General features: G+C 64.3%; 24 protein-coding genes and 1 pseudogene. 23 read left to right on the top strand and 2 right to left on the bottom strand.

Translation table 11 applies throughout. The annotated features are described in order from the left end of the window. Window positions 1-403: 403 nt before the first annotated feature. The 13 genes and pseudogenes from QME84_05610 to QME84_05550 all read left to right on the top strand — a co-directional run bounded on the left by QME84_05610 (window position 404) and on the right by QME84_05550 (window position 8,457). Window positions 404-1,189: a carbon monoxide dehydrogenase accessory protein CooC gene (locus QME84_05610; GenBank protein MDI6873740.1), complete on the top strand. Its 786-nt coding sequence runs from the start codon at window positions 404-406 to the stop codon at window positions 1,187-1,189. After that, entirely contained in the window at window positions 1,186-2,004 is an 819-nt protein-coding gene (locus QME84_05605) for a sulfide/dihydroorotate dehydrogenase-like FAD/NAD-binding protein (GenBank protein ID MDI6873739.1), read from the top strand. Before QME84_05610 ends, QME84_05605 begins: the two co-directional genes overlap by 4 nt. 63 nt (window positions 2,005-2,067) lie before the next feature. Beyond that, window positions 2,068-3,237, top strand: a complete 1,170-nt coding sequence (locus tag QME84_05600) for a glycerate kinase (GenBank protein ID MDI6873738.1) — start codon at window positions 2,068-2,070, stop codon at window positions 3,235-3,237. Window positions 3,238-3,312: 75 nt separating this feature from the next. Then, window positions 3,313-3,474, top strand: coding sequence for a hypothetical protein (locus QME84_05595; GenBank protein ID MDI6873737.1), 162 nt, complete (start codon window positions 3,313-3,315; stop codon window positions 3,472-3,474). 15 nt (window positions 3,475-3,489) lie between these two features. Beyond that, a pseudogene (locus QME84_05590) lies at window positions 3,490-3,711 on the top strand (thioredoxin family protein). A 56-nt stretch (window positions 3,712-3,767) separates the two neighbouring features. Beyond that, entirely contained in the window at window positions 3,768-4,751 is a 984-nt protein-coding gene (moaA, locus tag QME84_05585) for a GTP 3',8-cyclase MoaA (GenBank protein MDI6873736.1), read from the top strand. A 109-nt stretch (window positions 4,752-4,860) separates the two neighbouring features. After that, window positions 4,861-5,382 (top strand): cyclic pyranopterin monophosphate synthase MoaC, encoded by a 522-nt coding sequence (moaC, locus tag QME84_05580; protein MDI6873735.1) that lies wholly within the window; start codon window positions 4,861-4,863, stop codon window positions 5,380-5,382. Then, complete coding sequence (locus QME84_05575) at window positions 5,369-5,848, top strand: MOSC domain-containing protein (protein ID MDI6873734.1); 480 nt, start codon at window positions 5,369-5,371, stop codon at window positions 5,846-5,848. Before moaC ends, QME84_05575 begins: the two co-directional genes overlap by 14 nt. Continuing rightward, a complete protein-coding gene (locus QME84_05570; GenBank protein MDI6873733.1) occupies window positions 5,845-6,375 on the top strand; it encodes a MogA/MoaB family molybdenum cofactor biosynthesis protein in 531 nt (176 codons plus the stop codon). Before QME84_05575 ends, QME84_05570 begins: the two co-directional genes overlap by 4 nt. A 306-nt stretch (window positions 6,376-6,681) precedes the next feature. Next, window positions 6,682-7,137, top strand: coding sequence for an RsbRD N-terminal domain-containing protein (locus tag QME84_05565; protein ID MDI6873732.1), 456 nt, complete (start codon window positions 6,682-6,684; stop codon window positions 7,135-7,137). A 49-nt stretch (window positions 7,138-7,186) separates the two neighbouring features. Continuing rightward, window positions 7,187-7,813, top strand: coding sequence for a histidine phosphatase family protein (locus tag QME84_05560; GenBank protein ID MDI6873731.1), 627 nt, complete (start codon window positions 7,187-7,189; stop codon window positions 7,811-7,813). A gap of 82 nt (window positions 7,814-7,895) precedes the next feature. After that, window positions 7,896-8,270: a DUF5318 family protein gene (locus QME84_05555; protein MDI6873730.1), complete on the top strand. Its 375-nt coding sequence runs from the start codon at window positions 7,896-7,898 to the stop codon at window positions 8,268-8,270. Next, window positions 8,263-8,457: a CooT family nickel-binding protein gene (locus tag QME84_05550; protein ID MDI6873729.1), complete on the top strand. Its 195-nt coding sequence runs from the start codon at window positions 8,263-8,265 to the stop codon at window positions 8,455-8,457. Before QME84_05555 ends, QME84_05550 begins: the two co-directional genes overlap by 8 nt. A 198-nt stretch (window positions 8,458-8,655) precedes the next feature. Here QME84_05550 and QME84_05545 read toward each other — a convergent pair whose 3' ends face one another. Then, entirely contained in the window at window positions 8,656-9,570 is a 915-nt protein-coding gene (locus QME84_05545) for a DUF4349 domain-containing protein (GenBank protein ID MDI6873728.1), read from the bottom strand. Window positions 9,571-9,871: 301 nt separating this feature from the next. Here QME84_05545 and gltA point away from each other — a divergent pair, with 301 nt between their 5' ends. From gltA to QME84_05520, 5 genes are all read left to right on the top strand, one after another. Further along, window positions 9,872-11,305, top strand: coding sequence for an NADPH-dependent glutamate synthase (gene gltA, locus QME84_05540; GenBank protein ID MDI6873727.1), 1,434 nt, complete (start codon window positions 9,872-9,874; stop codon window positions 11,303-11,305). A gap of 138 nt (window positions 11,306-11,443) precedes the next feature. After that, on the top strand, window positions 11,444-11,911 hold the full coding sequence (locus QME84_05535) for a zinc ribbon domain-containing protein (GenBank protein ID MDI6873726.1): 468 nt from the start codon (window positions 11,444-11,446) through the stop codon (window positions 11,909-11,911). Window positions 11,912-11,964: 53 nt separating this feature from the next. Further along, a complete protein-coding gene (locus tag QME84_05530) occupies window positions 11,965-12,450 on the top strand; it encodes a hypothetical protein (GenBank protein MDI6873725.1) in 486 nt (161 codons plus the stop codon). Between the two features lie 524 nt (window positions 12,451-12,974). Next, window positions 12,975-13,712 (top strand): zinc ribbon domain-containing protein, encoded by a 738-nt coding sequence (locus QME84_05525; GenBank protein MDI6873724.1) that lies wholly within the window; start codon window positions 12,975-12,977, stop codon window positions 13,710-13,712. Window positions 13,713-13,991: 279 nt separating this feature from the next. Further along, window positions 13,992-14,651, top strand: a complete 660-nt coding sequence (locus QME84_05520; GenBank protein ID MDI6873723.1) for a hypothetical protein — start codon at window positions 13,992-13,994, stop codon at window positions 14,649-14,651. Between the two features lie 248 nt (window positions 14,652-14,899). Here the strand turns inward: QME84_05520 and QME84_05515 are convergent, their stop codons facing one another. Beyond that, window positions 14,900-15,388: a metallophosphoesterase family protein gene (locus tag QME84_05515; GenBank protein ID MDI6873722.1), complete on the bottom strand. Its 489-nt coding sequence runs from the start codon at window positions 15,386-15,388 to the stop codon at window positions 14,900-14,902. A gap of 264 nt (window positions 15,389-15,652) precedes the next feature. Here QME84_05515 and QME84_05510 point away from each other — a divergent pair, with 264 nt between their 5' ends. The 5 genes from QME84_05510 (at window position 15,653) to QME84_05490 (ending at window position 21,711) form a co-directional block, all read left to right on the top strand. Next, window positions 15,653-16,252, top strand: a complete 600-nt coding sequence (locus QME84_05510; GenBank protein ID MDI6873721.1) for a 5-formyltetrahydrofolate cyclo-ligase — start codon at window positions 15,653-15,655, stop codon at window positions 16,250-16,252. Window positions 16,253-16,384: 132 nt separating this feature from the next. After that, window positions 16,385-17,233, top strand: a complete 849-nt coding sequence (locus tag QME84_05505) for an SDR family oxidoreductase (GenBank protein ID MDI6873720.1) — start codon at window positions 16,385-16,387, stop codon at window positions 17,231-17,233. A gap of 187 nt (window positions 17,234-17,420) precedes the next feature. Then, window positions 17,421-18,689 carry an Nramp family divalent metal transporter gene (locus tag QME84_05500; GenBank protein ID MDI6873719.1) on the top strand — a complete coding sequence of 423 codons (1,269 nt, stop codon included), beginning with the start codon at window positions 17,421-17,423 and terminating at the stop codon, window positions 18,687-18,689. Window positions 18,690-18,916: 227 nt separating this feature from the next. After that, window positions 18,917-19,495 (top strand): hypothetical protein, encoded by a 579-nt coding sequence (locus tag QME84_05495; protein ID MDI6873718.1) that lies wholly within the window; start codon window positions 18,917-18,919, stop codon window positions 19,493-19,495. Window positions 19,496-19,827: 332 nt separating this feature from the next. Beyond that, window positions 19,828-21,711, top strand: a complete 1,884-nt coding sequence (locus tag QME84_05490) for a C45 family autoproteolytic acyltransferase/hydrolase (GenBank protein ID MDI6873717.1) — start codon at window positions 19,828-19,830, stop codon at window positions 21,709-21,711. The last annotated feature ends 210 nt before the right edge of the window (window positions 21,712-21,921 follow it).

The following is a 21,921-nucleotide window of genomic DNA, read 5'->3' as shown; positions in this document are numbered from 1 at the left end:
GGGGAAGGATAGATCCCCTGGTGACCGCCGTCCATCCGGGACATCCCACGCCGCGCTATCCTCCTGCCGAGAGATAGCGGGGGAGGAAAGTCGGGCGAATCGAAGAAGCCGCAGCGATGAAGGCTGGAGACCGCCACGGAGAATGGAGCGCCTTGGAGCGTCTCGAATTATTACGCGTGGTCGGCGGACGCCACTAGGCGAGGGGCCATGCGGACGCCATGCCGGAAGGCTATACGGCTATAGGTTCCCGTCGTGCCCGGATTTTACAAGCCCTCGTCATGCCGGAAGTTCGGGCGCTCTATAGTATAATTCTTCCGGAAAGCGGCGGCGCCGGGCACTTGAAAGCCGGTTCCAATTACCATATATTACCATAAGGCGCCGGTACCAGTAAGGAGTGATCGCCTTGAAGATAGCCGTGACCGGGAAGGGAGGGGTGGGCAAGACCACCCTGGCCGGCGGCCTGGCCCGACTTCTGGCCGAGGAGGGCTACAACGTGGTGGCCGTGGACGCGGACCCGGACGCCAACCTGGCCTCCAGCCTGGGCATCCCCGAGGAGGAGATGGAGGGCGTGGTGCCCATCGCGGACATGAAGGAACTCATCGCCGAGCGCACCGACTCCAAGCCCGGCACCTTCGGCACCTACTTCAAGATGAATCCCAAGGTGGACGACCTCCCGGAGGCCCTCTCCAAGGTGCACAAGGGAGTGCGCCTCCTGGTCATGGGAACGGTGAAGGAGGGCGGCGGGGGCTGCGTGTGCCCGGAATCGGTGATGCTCAAGGCCCTCCTGCAGCACCTTCTCCTGGCCCGCAAGGACGTGGTGATCATGGACATGGAGGCGGGCCTGGAGCACCTGGGCCGGGGCACCGCCGGAGCGGTGGACGCCATGATTGTGGTCATCGAGCCCGGGATGCGCAGCCTGCAGACGGCCAGCTCCATCCGGAAGCTGGCCAGGGACCTCAAGGTGCGGCGCGTCTTCGTGGTCCTCAACAAGGTGCAGTCACCGGAGGAAGAGGAGCTGGTGCGCTCCCGCCTGGCCGGGATGCCCTTCCTTGGCTCCATATCCTACAACCAGAACGTCCGACGCGCCGACCTGGAGGGCACCAGCCCCTACGACGCAGACCCGGCCTTCGTGGATGAGATACGCCGCATCAAGGAAAGGCTTTTTCAGGAAATGGGAGCGGATTCATGAGTTTCATTATCCTCCATAAGGAGAACCTGGCCGAGCGCGTATATTCCGTAAGGGTACGCGCGGAAGGCATCGCCGCGCGGGCGCGGGCGGGGCAGTTCGTCATCCTCCGCCTGGACGAGCGGGGCGAGCGTTTTCCCCTCACCCTCTGCGACTGGGATGCCGGAGAAGGCTGGATACGCCTGGTTTTCCAGGTGGTGGGGCGCTCCACGGCCAAGCTCAGCCGCATGGAGGCCGGGGAGGAGATCCTCGACCTGGTGGGTCCCCTGGGCAGGCCCACGGAGATAGACCGCTTCGGGCACGTGGTCTGCGTGGGAGGCGGGGTGGGCATCGCCGCCATCTACCCCATCTGCCGGGAGATGCGCCGCGTCGGCAACCGGGTGACGGGCATCATCGGGGCCCGTACCGCCGGGCTGCTCATCCTGGAGGAGGAGATGGCCGGGGTCACCGACCGCCTGCTGGTGACCACCGACGACGGTTCCCGTGGGATATCCGGTCGGGTCACTTGGGCGCTGGAACAGGTCCTCCGGGAGGAGGGGGCGGACCTGGTCATGGCCATCGGCCCGGCGGTGATGATGAAGTTCGCCTCCGCGGTCACCCGGGAATTCAACGTCCCTACCAAGGTGAGCCTCAACTCCATCATGCTGGACGGGACGGGCATGTGTGGCACATGCCGGTGCGAGGTGGACGGCAAGACCCGCTTCGCCTGCGTGGACGGCCCGGAGTTCGACGGCCACCAAGTGGACTGGAACCTGCTGCTCGCCCGCCTGGACCAGTACCTGGAGGAGGAGGAGATAGCCCGCAACCAGCCCCTGTGAGTGGGGGGCGCCGTGTCCCTTCCCGCGTAGTAAGGAGGCCACCCTACCGGATCGGAGATCAGGATGCGCGTCCTCGTCTGCCCGGACAAGTTCAAGGGTTCCCTCACCGCCAATCAGGCAGCGGAGGCCATAGCCCGAGGGTTTTCCGAAGGATGGCCGGAGGCGGAATGCGTCCTCTGTCCCCTGGCCGACGGGGGGGAAGGCACCCTGGAGGTCCTGGTAAAGGCCACCGGAGGACGCCTGGTGGAGATGGAAGTCACCGGGCCGCTGGGCGAGAAGCGGAGGGCTCCCCTGGGAATCCTCGGGGACGGGACCACGGCGGTGGTGGAGATGGCCGCCGCTTCCGGCCTGGAGCTCATACCCCCGGACTGCCGGGACCCCCGGCGGACTACCACCGCCGGGACCGGGGACCTCATCCGCGGGGCCTTGGACATGGGCTTTCGGCGCATCATCGTGGGCATCGGGGGGAGTGGCACCAACGACGGGGGCACGGGGATGGCCTCCGCCCTGGGAGCCCGCTTCCTGGACGGGGAAGGAAACGAGCTTCCGCCCGGAGGGGGGAACCTGCACCGGCTGGAAAGGATCGATCTCTCGGGCCTGGACCCCAGGGTGCGCGAGGCGGAGATCATCGTGGCCAGCGACGTGGACAACCCCCTGCTGGGCCCGGAGGGAGCCTCGCGCGTCTACGCCCCCCAGAAGGGGGCCGGGCCGGAGGACGTGGAATTCCTGGAAAAGGGGCTGGCCCGCCTGGCGGAGGTGGCCTCCGCGCAGATCTCCATTCCGGCGCGGGAGGGAGGGCCGCGTTCCGGCGCGGACCCGGCCGCCGTCCCGGGAGCGGGAGCCGCGGGCGGGCTGGGCTTCGGGCTCACCGTCTTCCTGGGGGCAAGGATAAGGCCGGGCATCGAGGTGGTCATGGAAGCGGTGGGCTTCGAGGAACTCCTCTCCTCCTGCCGGCTGGTGATCACCGGGGAGGGCAGGCTGGATGCCCAGACGGCGCACGGCAAGACGGTGAACGGCGTGGCCCGGAAAGCGTCGGAAAGGAAGGTGCCCGTCCTGGTCCTGGCCGGGGAGATAGTCCCCGGGGCGGAGGAGCTGCACCGCAGCGGAGTCACGGCCATGTTCTCCATCGCCGGGGGACCCCTGTCCCGGCATGACTCGCTGCGGCACGCCTACCGCCTCCTCTCCGCCATTTCCCGGGAGACAGCCCTGCTCCTGAAAGCTTTCTCCCCCTGACCGGCGCCCGCAGGAAACGAGCTTCCGCTGTGCTATAATCGCAGCGTGGTTACCTGTTTTCTACCTGGAGGAAAAATGCCCGGACCCGCCAGACTCTTCCCCCGCATCGCGCTGGGGTTCCTGGTTTTCCTGGTCCTCGGGCTTTTCCCCGGCTGCGGGAAGCGGGCGGCTGAGCCGGCCGCGCCGGCGGAGGGGACGGGAAGGCCGCAGGTGATAAACTTCTGGCAGCCCGGGTGACCCCCCTGCAGGGAACTCGAGCCCGTGCTGGCCCGACTGGCAAAAGAATACGAGGGGAAGGTGGATTTCACCGACTACAACATTTACGAACACACGGAGAAAGCTTCCACCTTCCGCATCTCGGCCACGCCCACCCTCGTCTTTCTGGACCGCAACGGGAACGAGGTTTCCCGTCTCGTGGGTTACCAGGCCGAGGAGAGGATACGTGCCCACATCGAACCTCTGCTCGCCGAGTGAGGGAAGGGCGAACCCGCGGTGAGGGACCGCCCTCCAGAGGAAGGGAAGGCGCAAGGATGAACGTCCTGGTGGATCGCTTTTCGAGGCGCATCGACTACCTTCGCCTGGCGGTGACCGACAGGTGCAACCTGCGGTGCGTCTATTGCATGCCTCCGGAAGGCGTTCCCCGCCTCGACCACAAGGAAATCCTCACCTACGAGGAGATACTGCGCTTCCTGCGGGTGGCGGTAAGGGCGGGCATCGGCAAGGTGCGACTCACCGGGGGAGAACCCCTGGTGCGCAAGGACGTGGAACAGCTGGTGGAGGGCATCGCTGCCCTGCGCCCCCGGCTGGACATCTCCCTCACCACCAACGGGACCCTCCTGGCCGGAAAGGCGGAAAGCCTGGCCGCCGCCGGTCTCAAGAGGGTCAACGTGAGCATCGACTCCCTTAACCCGGAGACCTACCGCCACCTGACCCGCGGGGGCGACCTCTCCTCGGCCCTGGAGGGTGTGGAAGCGGCCCTGGAGGCCGGGCTGGACCCGGTGAAGATAAACGTGGTGACCCTGAAACACCTGAACGACGAGGTGGAGGGCTTCCTGGACCTGGTATACAGGCTGCCGGTCCACGTGAGGTTCATCGAGTACATGAGCCCCTGCGGCGCTGTGGACGCCTCCTATTTCGTATCCAACCGGGAGATCCAGACCCGCCTGCTGCGCCATCGATCCCTGGAGGAGGCTCCCTCACCCGCAGGCGCGGGCCCCGCCCGATATTACCGGCTGCCCGGGGCACGGGGCATGGTGGGCTTCATCTCCCCCGTAAGCTCGCACTTCTGCCCGGAGTGCAACCGCCTGCGCCTCACCGCGGAGGGCAAGATGAAGCCCTGCCTCTTTTCCTCGGACGAAGTGGACGTGAGGGAAATACTCCGCGGCGGCGCGGACGACCGGGAGAACGAGGAGGAGATCTACCGGGCCATCCTCACGGCCCTGGAGAAGAAGCCCCGCGACCACGGCGGTATGGCATCTTTTTCCAGGACGAACATGTCCCGCATCGGCGGATGATCCCTCCTCCGGCGGGGATTTAAATGCCGGACGGCGCCCGGGGAGCTGGAATCACCACCTCCACGGGCGAGGAGAAGGGGCGGGACTTCGGACCACGGAGGTCGCTGGAATGTCGGACACCGGCGAGGGCAAAGCGCCTGAAGGCCTCACCCACCTGGACGAGCGGGGAAGGGCCAGGATGGTGGACGTGAGCGGAAAACCGGTCACCGTCCGCGAGGCCCTGGCCCGGGCCCGGGTGGTCATGAAACCCTCCACCTTGAAGCTCATCCTCTCCGGGGAGGTGGAAAAGGGAGACGTACTGGCCGTGGCCCGGGTGGCGGGCATCATGGCCGCCAAGCGTACCGGGGAGCTTATTCCCATGTGTCACCCTATCGCCGTCAGCTCGGTGGAGACCGATTTCCAGGTGGACGAGGCGGACTCCTCCATAACCGTGCTGGTGACGGTGAGGACCCGCGACCGCACCGGGGTGGAGATGGAAGCCCTTACCGGTGCCGCCGTTGCCGCCCTGACCATCTACGACATGTGCAAGGCGGTGGACCGCTCCATGACCGTGACCGACCTGCAGCTCCTGAAGAAAACGGGCGGACGCTCGGGGACCTTCACGAGAGGAGGCGAAGATGACCCGCGGTGAGGTCGTGGCCGTTTGCGTGAGCGCGGAAAAGCACGTCCAGAAGGAGGAGGTGGAGGAGGTTCTCCTGGTGGAAAACCTGGGCATCCAGGGCGACGCCCACGCGGGATTCGGCCATCGCCAGGTGAGCCTGCTCGCGGAAGAGAGCGTGGACAAGATGCGGGCCAGGGGGCTCAAGGACCTCAAGCCTGGCGCCTTCGGGGAGAATCTGCTCACCCGGGGCTTGGAACTCACCCGGCTGAAGGTGGGCGACCGCCTGCGCGTGGGAAGGGACATCCTCCTCGAGGTGACCCAGATAGGCAAGGAGTGCGTGGACCGCTGCGCCATCTACTACGCCGCCGGCGACTGCATTATGCCGAGGGAGGGAATCTTCGCCCGTGTCCTCAAGGGCGGCAGGGCGAGGGCGGGAGACCGCATCGAGGTGCTGGAGGAAAGCGGCAGCGGCCGGGAAGCGGTGGAGGAGAGATGAGCGGAAAGGGAAGGGGTGAAGACGCCTCGCGGGAAGGCCCCTTCCGGGTAGCCATTCTCACGGTGAGCGACAAGGGCGCCGCCGGGGAACGGGAGGACCTTTCCGGCCGGGCGGTGGAGGAGGTGGCCTTACGGGAGGGCTGGAAGGTGGAGGCGCGGGAAATAGTCCCCGACGAGGCGGTGATGATCGAGGAGCGGCTCCGGTATTTCTGCGACCGCCTGCGCGTGGACCTGGTGCTCACCACCGGGGGGACGGGAATGAGCCCGCGTGACGTGACCCCCGAGGCCACGCGCCGGGTGGTGGAAAGGGAGGCCCCCGGCTTCGCCGAGGCCATGCGGGCCGCCTCCCTCAGGGTCACCCCCCACGCCATGCTCAGCCGCGCGGTGAGCGGCATACGGGGTTCCACCCTCATCGTCAACCTGCCCGGAAGCCCCCGGGGAGCGAGGGAGAACCTGGAGGTCATCATCCCCGCCCTGCCCCACGGCCTGGAGAAGTTGCGCGGCGACACCGGCGAATGCGCCGAATGAGGGCGCCCCGCACCTCGCGCGTGGCAAGGCAGGTCGCATACGGAGGGCCGGGTATCCCGGAGGGGGTTAGGCCCGGGGCCGCGACCGGCTGTTCAGTGTCACTGGTATAGAGCAACATCCTCATGGAGCCCGAGACGTCGGTTAGGCACGGGGCCGCGACCGGCTGTTCAGTGTCACCGCCGTTGACGGAAAAGGTAAATTCCCCGGTTAACAAAGGCAAATTTGAAAAGGAGGGGGAAAGGGTTATAATATCCCTGTCCTTCGCCCTGTCGGGAGCATGGAACGGGAGCAAGACCGGAGGTAATCGTGCTTACCAGGCGGTTCATAAAGATGATCGAGACCAGGGCGGACAAGGTGGCCAAGCTCTGGTTGAAGGAAGTCCGGCAGTCCAAGTACACGCCCACCTACCACCACTTCCCGGAGGAACTGCTCTTCGAGAGGGCGATGGCCGTCTACGAGCGGCTGGGCTACTGGCTCAGCCCGGAGACCCAGAAGGAGGAGATCCGCCACTTCTACATGAACCTCGGCCAGAGGAGATTCCAGGAAGGGTTTCGCCTGGAAGAGGTGATCATGGCCCTCATCCTCCTCAAGCGCTACCTCTGGCTGGAGGTGCTCTCCGAGGGGCTCACCCAGACCAACCTGGAGCTCTACCAGGCCCTGGAGCTTAACAACCAGGTAGTCCTGTACTTCGACCGCGCCATCTACTACACCACCCTGGGGTATATGGAGGCCCTGGAGGCGGCGCGGGCCGTTAACCAGTAAGAAATCCCGGTAAGAACCTTAAACCCCGCGCATAACCAGGGAGGATATCTTGGAGCTCATCCTGCTGCGACACGGGGAGACGGAGTTCAACCGGGCGGACGTCTTCCGGGGACGCGTGGACCTGCCCCTCAACCGGAGGGGAAAAAGGCAGGCCCAGTCGGCGGCAGCCTACCTCTCTCACCTCTCCTTCCAGGCCTTTTACTCCAGCCCCCTGCGGAGGTCGGTGGAGACCGCCTCCGCGGTGGCCGAACCCCATGGGGGAAAGGTGGAAACCCTGGACTCATTCATCGACGTGGATTACGGCATGTGGAGCGGGAAGAGCGTGGACGAGGTCCGCGAGGGCTGGCCGGAGGTCTTCCGCCTCTGGGTGGAGGACCCCGGGAAGGTGACCTTCCCTGGTGGAGAATCCATGCCGGCGGTGCGCAGGAGGCTGAAAGCCGGCCTGGAGCGCCTGGCACACGACCACTCGGGAAGAGTGCTCCTGGTGGGGCACAAACTCATCAACCGGCTGATAATCTGCATTGTGCTGGGCCTCCCCACCTCGGGGATATGGAGGGTGGACCAGGCCAACGGGGCCATCAATGTCATCACCCGCGACCAGGGGGGCTGGATGCTGCGCCGCATGAACGACACCGCACACCTGAAGGGCCTGGAGAGCGCCGACCAGCGAACCTGAACCCCGCGCCCACGCCTCTCTTCCGTTGGGGTATAATTATCCCGACATGGATGCGGCGGTACGAAGCGGGAAAATAAAAAGCGTGGCCACCACGGTGGACTATACGCTGCGCAAGCGTTCCGTCCTGCGCGACTTTCGCGCCGGGCGGCTCTCGGTTTACGACGTCTGCGACGCCCACCCGGAGATCCGGCGCATCGCCAGGAACGTGGGCGAGGATACACGGTTCACCTGCCCCATCTGCCGCCGGGAGAAGCTACGCCTGCTCAACTTCGTTTACGGCGACGAGCTGAACTACGACAACGGGAGGGTTTTCCCCACCCGCACCATCTTCAACGGGCTGCGGGAGAAGTACCGCAGCTTCACCTGCTACGTGGTGGAGGTCTGCATAGGATGCTGCTGGAACCACCTGGTGCGCAGCATCCGCTTTGAAAACTCCGGAGGAGAGCAAGATGTGTGAATCCCATGCCTACCTGCTGGAGGGCGACCAGGAGAAACTGGTCATGGAGGACGTGGTGAACATCAGGGAGGAGGGCGGGAAGGTCCACCTCTCCAACATCATCGGGGAGGAAAGCGTCCTGGAGGCGGAGATCGCGGCCATCACCTTCCTGGACCACAAGGTACTCCTTCGCCCCCGTTCCTCTTGAGAACCCCCCGGCCGGAAGCGAGCCCATGCCGGTCCGCGGGCCGTTCCTCGTCCGGTGGATCTCCTTTTTCACGGGGAGCGGGCACGCCGACCCCGCTTCCGGCATTCATACCCGCCGACCTCGCCCCCGGGGTCCTTCAGGGAGGGTCCGGGCTTCCGGTGATCATCATCCGCAACGCAGCCCCTTCCCCGCTTCCTGTTACCCCTCCGCGGACCTCTTTTTCCTGCCCCGCAAAAGGAAGTGGACCACCAGGTATATCAGCGCCGCCAGCACCAGCCAGGGCAGGGCGTAGAAGATGCCCAGCGCCAGGACGCGCATGCCGCGGGCGAAGGCCCGGAAGGCGCGTCCCACCGAGTCCCAGAAGCCGCCTGCTTCCCCGGGCCCCACCTCGTCCACGGAGAGGGTGAGGGTGGAATACTGCACCTGGCGGTCCAGGAAGTTCATGCGCCCCTGCACCCGCTCCTTCTCCAGCTGCACCGAGGAGAGATGTTCCCTTATGGTGACCATCTCCTGCACCGTTTTCGCCTGCCCGATGAGAGAGAGGTAGAAGGCCTCCTCCGCTTGCAGGTGCCGGAGCCTGGCCTCCAGGTCCACATACTCCGCGCTCACGTCGCTGGTGTTCACCTGGCTGGAGATGATCTTCCCCAGGGCGGAGATATCGGTCATGGTCCGGTCGAACGCCTCCGCAGGGACGCGCAGGGTAAGGGTGGCGTGGACCAGTCCCTCGTCGTCGCGGCGGGAACTCTCGTCCTGCACGTAGCCCCCGGCGGCGGTGACCAGGGCCACGGCGTCCTCGCGTATCTTCGCGTATCCTCCCCGCTCCGCCTCCATCTTCACCTGTCCGTTCCTGATCACCCTGGCCTGGAGTTCCGGCAGGGTGGATGCACCGGTTCCTTCCGCGGTGGAGATGGAAGCCGGTTCCTGGGTGGAGACCTCCTCGGGGAGAAGGGATAAGCCTGTCTCACCGCCGTTTTCCAGGGACCCCTCCCCCGTGCCGCTGGAAGCTTTCTCTTCCCTCCCCCCGCAGCCCACCGCCGCCAGCAATATCGTTGCTGAAAGGACCACCGCTATCCCTGCCAGAAGTTTCCATCTCCATTTTCTTCCGTCGCCCATGGCCGTCTCCTTCCCCGCGACCGCCGTCCTAACCCGGCTCTCGAATACCGCCCTTTACAAGGATTGATGCCCCTTCCCATCCAATTGTTCCCCTTCCTCCCCTTTCTTTGTGCACGCCGGAGCGCGGGCCGGGTGGAGGGTCCTGTAAGGCAGGTCACGCCAATCGTTTGCCTGCCATACGCGTGAAAGCGGGAACATTCGCGAAACCACAGGGGTGGAAAGGTGACGCCGCCTTAATCCGGGGGGGACCAGGTGCAGCGGCGTTCCGTCATGTTAAAATACCGCCAAAAAGGAGCGAGCCATGGAGAGCGAGGGAAAACGGGAAAAGCACAGGCGCGGTTCCGGGTTGCCTCGGCGTCCCATGCCCGAGCAGGATCCCCGGGCAAGGACTGGGAACTTCCAGGAGGTGGCCCTGGGTTACCGGGAGGAGGACGCAGTGGCCGAGGCCTCGCGCTGTCTGCAATGCCGCAAGAAACCCTGCGTATCCGGGTGCCCGGTGGAAATTGACATTCCCGCCTTCATCGCTGCCATCGAGGAGGGCGATTTCCGGGGAGCGGCCGCCAAGCTCAAGGAGAAGAACAACCTCCCCGCCATCTGCGGCCGGGTGTGTCCCCAGGAGACGCAGTGCGAAGCAGTCTGCACCCTGGGCAAGAAGGGAGAGCCGGTGGCCATAGGCCGCCTGGAGCGCTTCGCCGCCGACTTCGAGGCGGCGCAGGGGGACCTCCCAGCTCCCCACATCCTCCCGCCTACCGGCAAGCGGGTGGCGGTCATCGGCTCCGGGCCGGCGGGGCTGACCTGCGCCGGGGACCTGGCCCGCATGGGTCACCGGGTTACCATCTTCGAGGCCCTCCACGCCCCGGGAGGTGTCCTCACCTACGGCATCCCGGAATTCCGACTGCCCAAGGCCATCGTGGAGAGGGAGGTGGAGTACATCCGCAGCCTGGGGGTGGAGATCCTCCTAGACCAGGTCATTGGGTGCAGCACCACCCTGCAGGAGCTCCTGGATTCCGGTTTCCACGCCGCCTTCATCGGCATCGGGGCCGGGCTTCCCATGTTCATGAACATCCCAGGGGAGAACCTCAACGGGGTATACTCGGCCAACGAGTACCTCACCCGCTCCAACCTCATGAAGGCCTACCTGTTCCCGGAGTACGACACCCCCATCAGGCGGGGCCGGAAGGTGGCGGTCATCGGGGGAGGAAACGTGGCCCTGGACAGTGCCCGCACCGCCCTGCGCCTGGGGGCGGAGGAGGTGACCATCGTCTACCGCCGCTCCCGGGCGGAGATGCCCGCCCGGGCCGAGGAGGTGGCCCACGCAGCCGAGGAGGGGGTGCTCTTCAAGTTCCTCACCCTCCCCCAGCGCATACTGGGGGAGAAGGGATGGGTGAGGAGCATGGAGTGCATCCGCATGGAGCTGGGCGAGCCGGACGAGAGCGGCAGGCGGCGCCCGGTGCCGGTGCCGGATTCCGAGTTCGAGATGGAGGTGGACCTGGTGATCATGGCCATCGGCACCCGGGCCAACCCCCTGCTCCCCTCCACCATACCCGAGCTCAGGTTGAATAAGTGGGGGTACATCGACGCCGACCCCGAGACCGGGCAGACCTCCATCCCCAACGTCTTCGCCGGCGGGGACATCGTCACCGGGTCGGCCACGGTCATCGAGGCCATGGGCGCCGGCAAGCGCTCCGCCCGGGCCATCCACCGCCTGCTCACCGGGGAGGAGCCCCCCTTCTGAGGCCGGCGATTTCAAGTACCCGCCGCGGAGACCGGAACCGGTACATTGCCTTATAATAAGTTGCCTTATAATAAGTTTTGAAGTCGTGCCCCTACTCGAAGGTCAGGTCGGCTTTTTCATCGGAAAGAGGTGAGTCGGATGGGATTTTTTGACAAATTGAAGGAGCAGGCCTCCATCCTGGGAGCCCAGCTCGACCAGGCCCTGGACACCACCAAGCAGAAGGCCCAGATAGGCTCCCTGCGCAAGCAGAGGACGGAGCTGGTCACCCAGCTTGGAGAGGCCCTGCTCAACCAGTTCCGCCAGAACCAGGTCGATCCCGGCACGCTGCGACCCCAGGTGGACCAGATCTTCAACCTAGAGTGGCAGATTATCGACCTGGAAAAGCAACTGGAAGCCCAGAGGCAGGTCGCCCAGCAGGCACCCGTTCCAGGCGCCCCGCCGGCAGCGACGGCGCAGGCGGCACCTCCCCCGCCTCCTCCGGCCGCGGCGCCGACACCACCCCAGGCGGCTGACCAGGCGAGTGCCGTCGTCTGCCCTTCCTGCGGCGGAGAGGTTCCCGCCGGGTCGGCCTTCTGCCCCAACTGCGGAGCCAGGATAGGCGGATAGCAGCGGCGCTCATGTTGCCTCCAGGAAAGGCGGGCTCGCGGCTGCGGGTCCCGGTGCTTCTCCTTTCAGCCGTCCTGGTGGCTTCCACCATCCTCTGCGCGGCGGGGTGCGGCCGCGAGTCACCGGAGGCCACCGTTTACCATTTTCTGGGTGCGGTGCAAGCCCAGGATTTCTCCACCATGCGCTCCTTCGTAAACCCCGAGGCCAGGCAAAAGGTGGAGGGCGAGGAGAAAACGCGCCGGGAATGGGAGGAGATGCGACGACGCTTCCTCGACGGTACGCCGGATTGGCGCTTCCGCTTCGAGAACTTGGAGCTGAGCTCCCGGACCCTGGATCCCGAGCACGCGCTGGTGACGTTTGTCGGCGGTAAGTGCACCCATTACCGGCTCAAGAACGACCGCTGGGTGAAGGAAGGCGAGATCGACTTTTCCCGGGAGGAGTTCGTCCCCCTGTACCTGGCAAAAAGGGGCGGGGAATGGTACCTGGAGGCACTGGACCTTTACGTCCTTTACGCGCTGGAAATCGCTTGCCGGCACTGAACAGATAAAGATCATGGCATGCACAACTCGTGCGAGGGGAAGCCGGAAACCACGCGGAGGCCTGGAGCGTCATAGCCCATCGGGGACCACCCGACCGGGCGCACCGGAAAAGGGAAGGGTTGCCCGAGTCCTCCGGAGCTCGGAAAACGGCTCACGGTGCCCGTGAGGGCTTCATTCGGCAAACCATGCCGGGGCAAAAGGGATTCCTCCCCCAGCCGGCAAAGATTTCAACGGCGCGGGACTTTAACATTGGATCAGCGCGGGGTATATGATGGTATGCAGGAATATACCCGTCAGAGAACCAGGGATAGCACTGGATTCCGGCAGTGGATTTCCTCCCGCTCCTAAAGGGTAGTGTAGCCGAAAAGGACCGCGTCTGGATGAGATGGCCGGTCCGGCTGGAAACTATGAAGTGGGGGGCGGGGATGCAGTTTTCATCGCGCGGAACGGAAAGTGCGAGCTGCATGGGAAGAGGGAAGAGGGAAAACCTTCCAAGGAACGGCGAGTAGGAAGAGGAGGGAGACTTGCGCTGTCCTAACTGCGGTTACCAGAACCCCGAGGGCCGCCGCTACTGTGAGGAGTGCGGCGAGAAGATAGCCGGGTTCGAGGCCGCCAAGGCCAGGGCCCGCAGGAAGACCATGCGCGAGGCGGCCCGCCTGCGGCTGGAGCTGGAAAGGGAGGGGGTTGACCGGGCGGAGGTAGAAAGGCGCCTGCGCCGAGTGCAGCGGCGCCGGCCTTCGCTGGTAAGCGGCGTGGTCCTTCTCGGCGTCATCGTCCTGGTCGTGGTGCTCGTCCTGGCCTTCACCGTGTTCTCCGGCGGGGACAGCGCCCCGGAGAAGGCGGTCAAGGACTTCTACCGGGCCATAAAGGACAAGGACGTCATGGCCTACCTCAAGCTGACCGAGCCCGAGGTATACAAGCTGGCCCAGAAGGGAGAATACGAGCCCGATCCCTACACCGAGGGCATCGACTACGACTCCTACGTGGTGGAGGACCTGAAAACCCGCCTGGTGAAGGAGGAGGGCGACTACGCCGAGGTGGAAATCGTGGGGGGCTACTTCGAGGGTTTCTACCGGGACGGTGCCCGGAGCGGCGGAGTCGATTTCTCCCAGCACCCCCGGCTGGTCCGGCTGGTCAAGGTGGAGGGCAGCTGGGTGATCCAGGATTACCCCACCGCCAAGCTCCCCTACCTGGTGGAGGAGATGGAGCTCTCGGCGCCGGAGTTTCCCGAAGTACAAGAGGGAGGAGAAACTACGGATTAATTCAGGGCTCGTGCGATTCGGGGCCCTGACCCCCGGAAGCCCGGCGGGAAAGACGGATGCATCGCATGGCCTTCCTGGGCGGGACCAGGACAGGTGAGCGATTGAACGACAGCCGCTTCCCGGGCGGAAAGCGTTAAGTGCTGACAGCCCGCGGCGCTTAATCTATACTTATACGGAATTTATAGGTTTATAGGGAAACTCACGCGGACGCCGGCACGGAAGGGGCGTACGGCGCGAGAAAAGGCCATCCCGATCGAAGACGAAAGGCGAGGGAACGAAATGATCGACGCGCGAGCCAGGCGGTTGCTCCTCTACTTCGCGGCCGCCCTGCTTTTCTTCCTTCTCGCCGGATGCGCCGGTTGGCAGAGCGGGTCCTCCTTCAGGGACGAGTTCGACCCCGCGGACAGGAGCCCGGTCACCGCGGTGAAGAAGTGGTTCAAGTCCATGGAATGGAAGGAGGGGGAGGACGGGTCGCGCAACCCCGACAACGGCCGTGACTTCGCCTATTTCCTCGAGGTGGTCAACCCCGAGATGCTCCTGGATTCCACCGGGCAATTCATCGGGGCCGAACAGCTCCGGGACCTGGAGGACAGGTGGAACTCCCGGGAGTGGGAGGTGGAGTTCAGCGAGGTGGTCCTGGAGGAGGGCGAGATGGTGGACGGGGAGCGCGCGGTGGTAAAAATAACCGACGGGAAGATCCGCTACATCGGGGAGAAGATGTTCGGCACCGTGGAGTACAAGATAGACAGTTTCAAGGACAAGAAGGGCGAGATCTACCTGAGCTGGTACGAGGACCCGGTCAACGACCCCCTCCTCCAGGTGGCCCAGATGGACGAATACCGGGAGCGCTTCGCGGACATCGCCGGCAAGGGCCGCTGGGTGGTGGTGGGCGGCCTGGACCTCTCCGAGGAAAAATCATGGGGTAAGCAGGCTCAATAATCCGCCCTGCCCGGTTGCCGGGCCGGGGACGTCCTGCCAGATGCTGGAATCCAGGCCATCTAGCACCCGCGAAAAACGTTCTTCCCGCCCGAACGGTACTGTAGCCTGCGTGGAATCCTGTCCCCGCTGGATCCTCCCGCAACCCGGGCGGTTTACCTACCGTCGAGTCCTCCCTGCCCCGGGTGACCCCCGTACCGGAAAAGACGCGGGAAAGGTACCGGAAGTCCATCCCCGCGGGGCAGGCATGGTCAATCCAGCCATATTATCTCCGGTCGGACGCCCTTCTCGTCCACCTCCAGGACGGCGTAGGAAAGTCGCCGGGAGAACCGGCGGTCGTTTGGAGTGCCGGGGTTCACCAAAAGAACTCCCTTCCTCTCCTCCAGGTGGGCGGAATGGGTATGCCCGTAGACCACCGCGTCCACCCCGGTGAAGCGGGAGAGCACCCGGCGCTCGATGCCTAGGGGCGGCCCACCTCCGTGGGTGATGCCTATTCGCTTCCCCTCCACCTCCACCACCCTGGTCTCCGGCAGCACGGACCTCACACTGGGATAGTCCATGTTCCCGGCCACGGCGACCACCGGACCCATCTCCTGCAGCCGGTCCAACACGGAGATGTCCACCAGGTCCCCGGCGTGCAGGATGAGGTCCGCCCCGCGCAGGGCCTCCACCAGCGCGGGCGGAAGATCCTCCCCCACCTTCGGAATATGCGTATCCGAGATGGCCACTATCTTTTTCATCGTTTCCTCCCTCACCGGTCCGCGGGCGGGAATCGACCCACCCCTGGTAAGGTCGCGGAGAATGAGCTTTTTTCATTCCTCGTGGCGGTGATGAACTGATTATACCCCGCCCCTTCACGCCCCGGGGACAGGAATTGCAGGCTCCTTCCCGGCCCTTCCCTGGAACGGCCAGGCCGAAAGGAGACACGGTCCCTCCCGAATACCGGCCCGGGAAGTACCGCCCGACCCTGGTGTATAATGTTTCCGGACCGAGGGAGAACCGGGATGATCCACAAGAGGAAGAAGGAACTGCGCCGGAAGGTCCAGGAGCTTCGCGACGCCCTTCCCCCGGATAAGAGGAAGGAGCTCTCCGAACGCATCGCCGAGAACTTGTGGTCGATACCCGAGTTCGCCGCCGCGCAAACGGTGCTCTTCTTCATCTCCTTCCGCAGCGAGGTGGACACTTTGCCCATGATCCGGCGCGCCCTCGAGGAGGGGAAGCGGGCCTGTGTTCCCTGCACCAACGCGGACGACAAATCCATGGTGGCCTCTCAGCTCCTGGACCTGGAAAACGACCTCCGCATGGGCAACTACGATATCCTGGAGCCCAAGCACGAGTGCCTGCGCCCCGTCCCCCCGGAGGAGATAGACGTGATCCTCATGCCCGGGGTGGCCTTCGACCTCACCGGCGGCAGGCTGGGCTACGGGGGAGGCTATTACGACCGTTTCCTGGAAAAGTGCAGCCCCCGCTGCAAGCTCATAGCCGTGGCCTTCGAGCTGCAGATCGTGGAACACGTACCCTGCGCCGACCACGACCGCCACGTGCACAAGATCGTCACCGAGGAACGGGTCATCGACTGCCCCTCCACCTGCATCCTCCACTGAAGCAACGAGGGCCGCCCAGTGCATGCATTTTTCTCCGAAGCGGTCAAGGATCGTGCGGTTGCCGAAGGGCAGGGGAAGGAGCGAGCGGCGGTTGCCGGCATCGATCCATGCAGCGAGGGAAAGGGGGGAGATATGGAAATCCGGGGAAAAAAGGCGCTGGTCACCGGCGCGGCGAGCGGCATCGGCAGGGCGACGGCCATCGCCATGGCCGAGCGGGGCGCCCGGCTTTTCATCACCGACATCAATGAACCGGGCCTCGAGGACACCCGGCGCAGGATCGAGGAGGGCGGGGGCGAAGTCTGCCTTTCCAGGGCATTAGACATATCGGATTATGCTGCGGTGAAGGCGCTGGCGAGCGAGATTCACTCGAAGTTCGGGCCCCTGGACATCCTGGCCAACGTCGCCGGGGTGGCGCTCTTCTCGCAGGTCGAGGACATGACCCACGAACAGTGGGAAAGGGTGGTGAACGTCAACCTGTGGGGTCCCTATCACACCATCGAGTGCTTCGTTCCGGAGATGGTGCGCGCCGGAAACGGCGGCCATATCGTCAACGTCTCCTCGGCCGCCGGAATCATAGGGCTGCCGTGGCACCTGGTGTATGCCGGTACCAAGCATGCCTTGGTCGGTACCTCGGAGGTCCTCCGCTTCGACCTCCGCAAGCACGGGATTGGGGTCAGCGTGATACTTCCGGGAGCGGTGAATACCGGGATCATCGACACGGTGGAGATAAACGCCGACCCGGAGGCCTGCTCGAGGGGGCGAAACCTCTTCAGGAGGCACGCCGACCCTCCCGAGAAAGTCGCCGACCTCATCGTCAGGGCCATCGAGAAGAACAGGTTCATGGTCATCACGGCCGCGGACGTCAAGCTGCTGTATCTTCTCAAGCGCGTTTTCCCTCCGATGTACGACCTCGTGATGCGCTTCATGACCTGGTGCGTGGACCGGTTCCTGACCCGGGAACGCCTCCCCTCCCAGGGTTGACCGGGATGCCGCTTCACGGCGACCTTTCAAGGCCGTTTCATGGCCCGTCGCCAACCGGTATTTTCCTTAAAAACCTTCCTCCCTTCACCCCGATGTTTCCCCGCCTTACCCCGTGAGGTATAATCAACCAGGGCTTTTCGCCGCTTTTTTCACGAGAACAGGGGTGATCAAGACTTGGAGGAGAACCATGCCCGGCAAGGAAGGGCGCAGGCGGCTCGGCCGCAGGGAGATCCTCATCTTCCTGGCCGTTCTGGGCCCCGGCATCATCGTCAACATGGTGGACACCGATGCCGGGGGCATCGCCACCTATTCCGTGTCCGGGGCCCGCTACGGGTATAATCTCCTCTGGGTCCTCACCGTAACCGCCGTCTTTCTGGCCCTCATCCAGGAGATGATCGTCCGCCTGGGCACCGTTACCGGCAAGGGACTGGCCGCCCTCATCCGGGAGCGTTTTTCCCTGCGGGTCACCGCCCTGGTTATGCTGGCTCTGCTCTTCACCAACTTCGCCAACACGGTGTCCAACTTCGCCGGGCTGGCGGCCAGCCTGCAGCTGTTCCATCTCCCGCCCCTGATCGCCATACCTCCCCTGGCCTTCGCCGTGTGGTGGCTGGTGGTCAAGGGCACCTACAAGCGAGTGGAAAAGATCTTCCTGGTGGTCAGCCTGGTGTACATCGCTTACTTCATCTCCGCCTTCCTAGCCGGTCCGGACTGGTCGGAGGTGGGAAAGGCCCTGGTGGTGCCCAAGTTGAGCATGGAGACCCCTTACCTGGTCCTCGCGGTCACCAACATCGGGACCACCATCGCCCCCTGGATGCTCTTTTACCAGCAGTCCTCCATCGTGGACAAGGGGCTGGACGCCGAAAAGATGGGCTACGAGCGGGCGGACACCCTGGTTGGGGTGTTCTTCGCCGTGGTGGTGGGGATGTTCATCATCATCTGCTGCGCGGCGGCCTTTTACTACAAGCCCGGCGTGGGGGCCATAAACATAACCACCGCCGAAGAGGCGGCAGTCGGCTTGGCTCCCGTGGCCGGAAAATACGCTTCCTACCTGTTCGGCTTCGGGCTCTTCGCCGCCTCTCTCTTCGCCGCATCCATCCTGCCCTTGACCACCGCCTACACGGTGTGCGAGGCCTTCGGCTGGGAGGCCACCCTCGACCGCCCCTACCGGGAAGCGCCCCAGTTCTACCTCACCTACACCCTGTTCATCATGGGAAGTGCCCTCCTGGTGATGATTCCCAGGATCAACCTGGTGTTCATCATGGTAGCCTCGCAGACCCTGAATGGTGTGCTGCTCCCGGTCATCGTCACCTACATGATGATCCTGGCCAACGACCGTGAATTGATGGGAGAATATGCCAATACACCACGCTTCAACGCGCTCATGTGGTTAGTGGTGGTGGTGCTTTATATCATCAACCTGGCCATGATCGTCTCCACCTTCCTTCCCTCGGGATGAGGAGGTCACTGGCGGTGATATGCCTGCCACTTTTTACCATATAATACGGGGGTGAAGGCAGTTTGGAGAAGAGAAAAATCCATGCAAAAGGCCCGTTCACGCTGTCGTCCGTCCTTGCACCCGCTTTCCCCACCGGGATGACGGGGTGACCTTATGATCAATGGTGCGGCATCGGGTTCTTTCCGGAACGGCGGGAAGGGCCGCTGTGAAAAAGGGGTGGTGGTCTGATGGAAGAGGGTTCGTTCATGCTGTCGTCCATCCTCAGGAAGGAGGTCCGGGACGCGGAGGGAAGGGAGGTGGGCCACCTGGAGGACCTGGCCTTCGATCTCTCCTCCAGCCCCCCCGTGGCCACCCACCTGGCGGTGCACCTGGATTGGACGGACCGCATCGGTAACCTGCTGCTGCCCCGTCCCGTGGAGGAGATCGTCCTCCTTCTCCCCTGGTCGGAGCTGGAAACCATCAGGGAAGAAGCCCTGTATCTCCGGCACACCCACCCACACTTCGAGGTGGTCTCCTGCGAGGGGAAGGTCCTGGCGCGGCGGGACATCCTGAACAAGCAGCTCATCGACGAGGAGGGAAACCGGCTGCACCGCGTGGACGCCGTCATCCTGAAACGCGAAGGCATCCTGCTCTTTCTGGAAGGGCTGCAGGTGGGGATGGAATGGTTCCCCACCGGGAAGAGGGTCCAGAAGCTGGTGCAACGACTGAGAAGGCGCTACCGCCGCGCGGGCGAGGTCAACGTCATCCCCTACGAGGCCATCCTCCGCATAGACGACGAAGCCATCGTCATCGGGATCAGGTCTTGAATTTTGATACCCCTGGGGGTATATGCGGCCTTACAACACCAGCTCCAGCTGATCTTTTCCCCGGATCCGCGAGCGGGAATGCCGCCCGATCCCTCCCGGAACCGAGTTATGCATTGATTATCCGGCTTCCCATGTGTTAAATTCTTCTCGGAAATGGATTCCTGGATAAAACTGTTCGGTCGGTAACACAACACATAAATTGTCATCCGAGCGCGTCCTGCATTCCGACTCGACGGGGGATAGTCGGCAAGAAAAAAAGGGGGGTACCGATGGGGGACTTGACTCGCAGGCCCAAACGTCTCTCGCTTCTTTTAAAGTCCGGGGTAGGCCCTTTGGTCATTTTACTCCTCACCTTCTTTCTCCCCCTGCCCGGAGCCGCCTGGGCCGGAACCGGGCCGGCCGCGAACCATCGCCCAGTGGCCTCCATCAGCGCCCCCGGGGAGGTGGTCAGGGGAGAACGGGTGGAGCTGGACGGTACGGGAAGCCGGGACCCGGAGGGCGACGCGCTGACCTACCAATGGGTCCTGGCCGCCAAACCCTCGGGCAGCGCGGCGGAGTTGAGCGACCCCACCTCCCCTAGAACGTGGTTCACGGCGGACGTGGAGGGTGTGTACCGGGTCAGGCTGAGGGTGAGCGACGGGTCGCGTACCAGCCGTCCGGCGGTGGCGCGGATACGGGTGGTCTACGGCCGCCTAAGCAACCCCGTCTCCTCCGACGAATATCGGCCGGTGGCCCGGCTTGGAAACTCCTACCTGGCGGAAAACGAGGCGGGCAAGAGACTTCTTTTCCTGGAGGGGGACGCCTATCAGAGAGGATATGCCACCGGCAAGCTGTGTCCCCGCTCCGTCTACCGTATAACCCACGACTTCATTTTCAACCTCATCGGCGAGATGCTGCCCACGGTGGGTATCAACCTCGATCCCCAGACCGTCCAGAACCTGGTGCGCTTCCTCTGGCCCCTCCTCCAGCTCATCGTCACCGCCAACATGGATGCCGTCCCCCCGGAATTCCTGGATGAGATGCGTGGGATGGCCGACGCCTGCCGGGAGGAGGGTTACGACGTCTCCTTCCAGGATGTCCTCACCCTAAACCTGGGGTTCGACGTCCTGGAAAGCGTCTTCGTGGGGTTCGCCGCCCTGTTCTGCAACGAGTTCGCCGTGTCGGGAAGGGCCACTCCAAACGGCACGACCTTCCATGGACGCGATTTCATGTTCCCCACCGGGGGAGGCGTCTTCTCCGACGAGGCATTGCTCATCGTGCACAAGCCAGAAAGCGGCTATCCCTTCATCGCCTCCGCGGCCCCGGGGTTCGTGGGGGTGCCGACGGCCCTCAACTCCCGCGGGGTGAGCTGCGGCATGGACATGGTGGCCTCCGTTCTCTTCCGGCCCATCATCACCGGCGAGGGAGCCCTGCTCCTCTGCCGCAAGGCGGTGCAGTACGGGGGGTCCCTGGAAGAGGCCGTGGCCCTCATACGGGACTCCGACCGGGCCGTCCCCTGGCTGTACATGATCACCGACGGCCGGAGCGGGCAAGCCGTGGTGCTGGAAACCACCGCCAGCAGCCTGGCTCCCCCGGAAGACCTCTTCAAGTCCTACCTCGCGAGGTTCTTCTCCGGGCTCCTGCAGGCCCTCTTCCCCTGGCTCTCCCAGGAGGGGGCGGGTTCCGTAGCCGCGACGCCCGGTGTTCCCGGCTCACTCCCGGGCCTGACCGACACGGGCCTGCAGGCCATACTCGAGGGAGATGACGTTCTAGACCAGCGGGGAGTCATGGTCAGGGACATGGCCTACACCGACCCGCAGGGGCTGGTGGACCTCGTCCGCTGGATGGTAGAAAGCGGCAATTCCACCGTGGAGCAAGTCCTACCTCTGCAGGAAGAGAGCTACCCGGACCTGGTGGCCATGACCAACCACTACATCCTTCCCTGGAAGGCCATCACCTATCCCTCCCTGCGCCCGCAGAAGTACGATTCCATCTGGCGGTACCGGACCATGCTGGAGCTGCTGCTGGAGGGATATGGCAGGATCGACGTGCCGAGGGCTATGTGGATAATCGACTTCCTCAACCCGGCGCGTTGCGACTACTACGGGACGGACACCACCCAGTCGGTGAAGGGCCACCACGTGCTCATGGACAACGCGGACCACGAGATGTGGTCCCTGCACGGACATTACGACCAGCCCTGGGCCCACGCCGACCTGGACGACTTCCTGAAATAACGCCGGATCGCCACGGCGGATCCCTGTTGGGCCGGCATTTTCCACAGGCGCCTTTTATCACACCCTGGGCCTGGAGGAGAAATGTCCGCGTCGAAGAGGCGAAAGGTAGACCGTTTTCCCAGCCTTGCCGGCCTTCGGAGGAAGGGTTGCCTGAACTCATCTTCTACAGTTGCATTTCCAAAATACCAGGTAGATGGGCATTTTTGGGCA

The sequence above is a fragment of the Actinomycetota bacterium genome (genome assembly GCA_030019255.1).
GTDB lineage: Bacteria > Actinomycetota > Geothermincolia > Geothermincolales > RBG-13-55-18 > Solincola_A.
The sequence above is the reverse complement of the archived record's forward strand: the minus strand, read 5'-3'. Positions and strand labels throughout refer to the sequence as shown.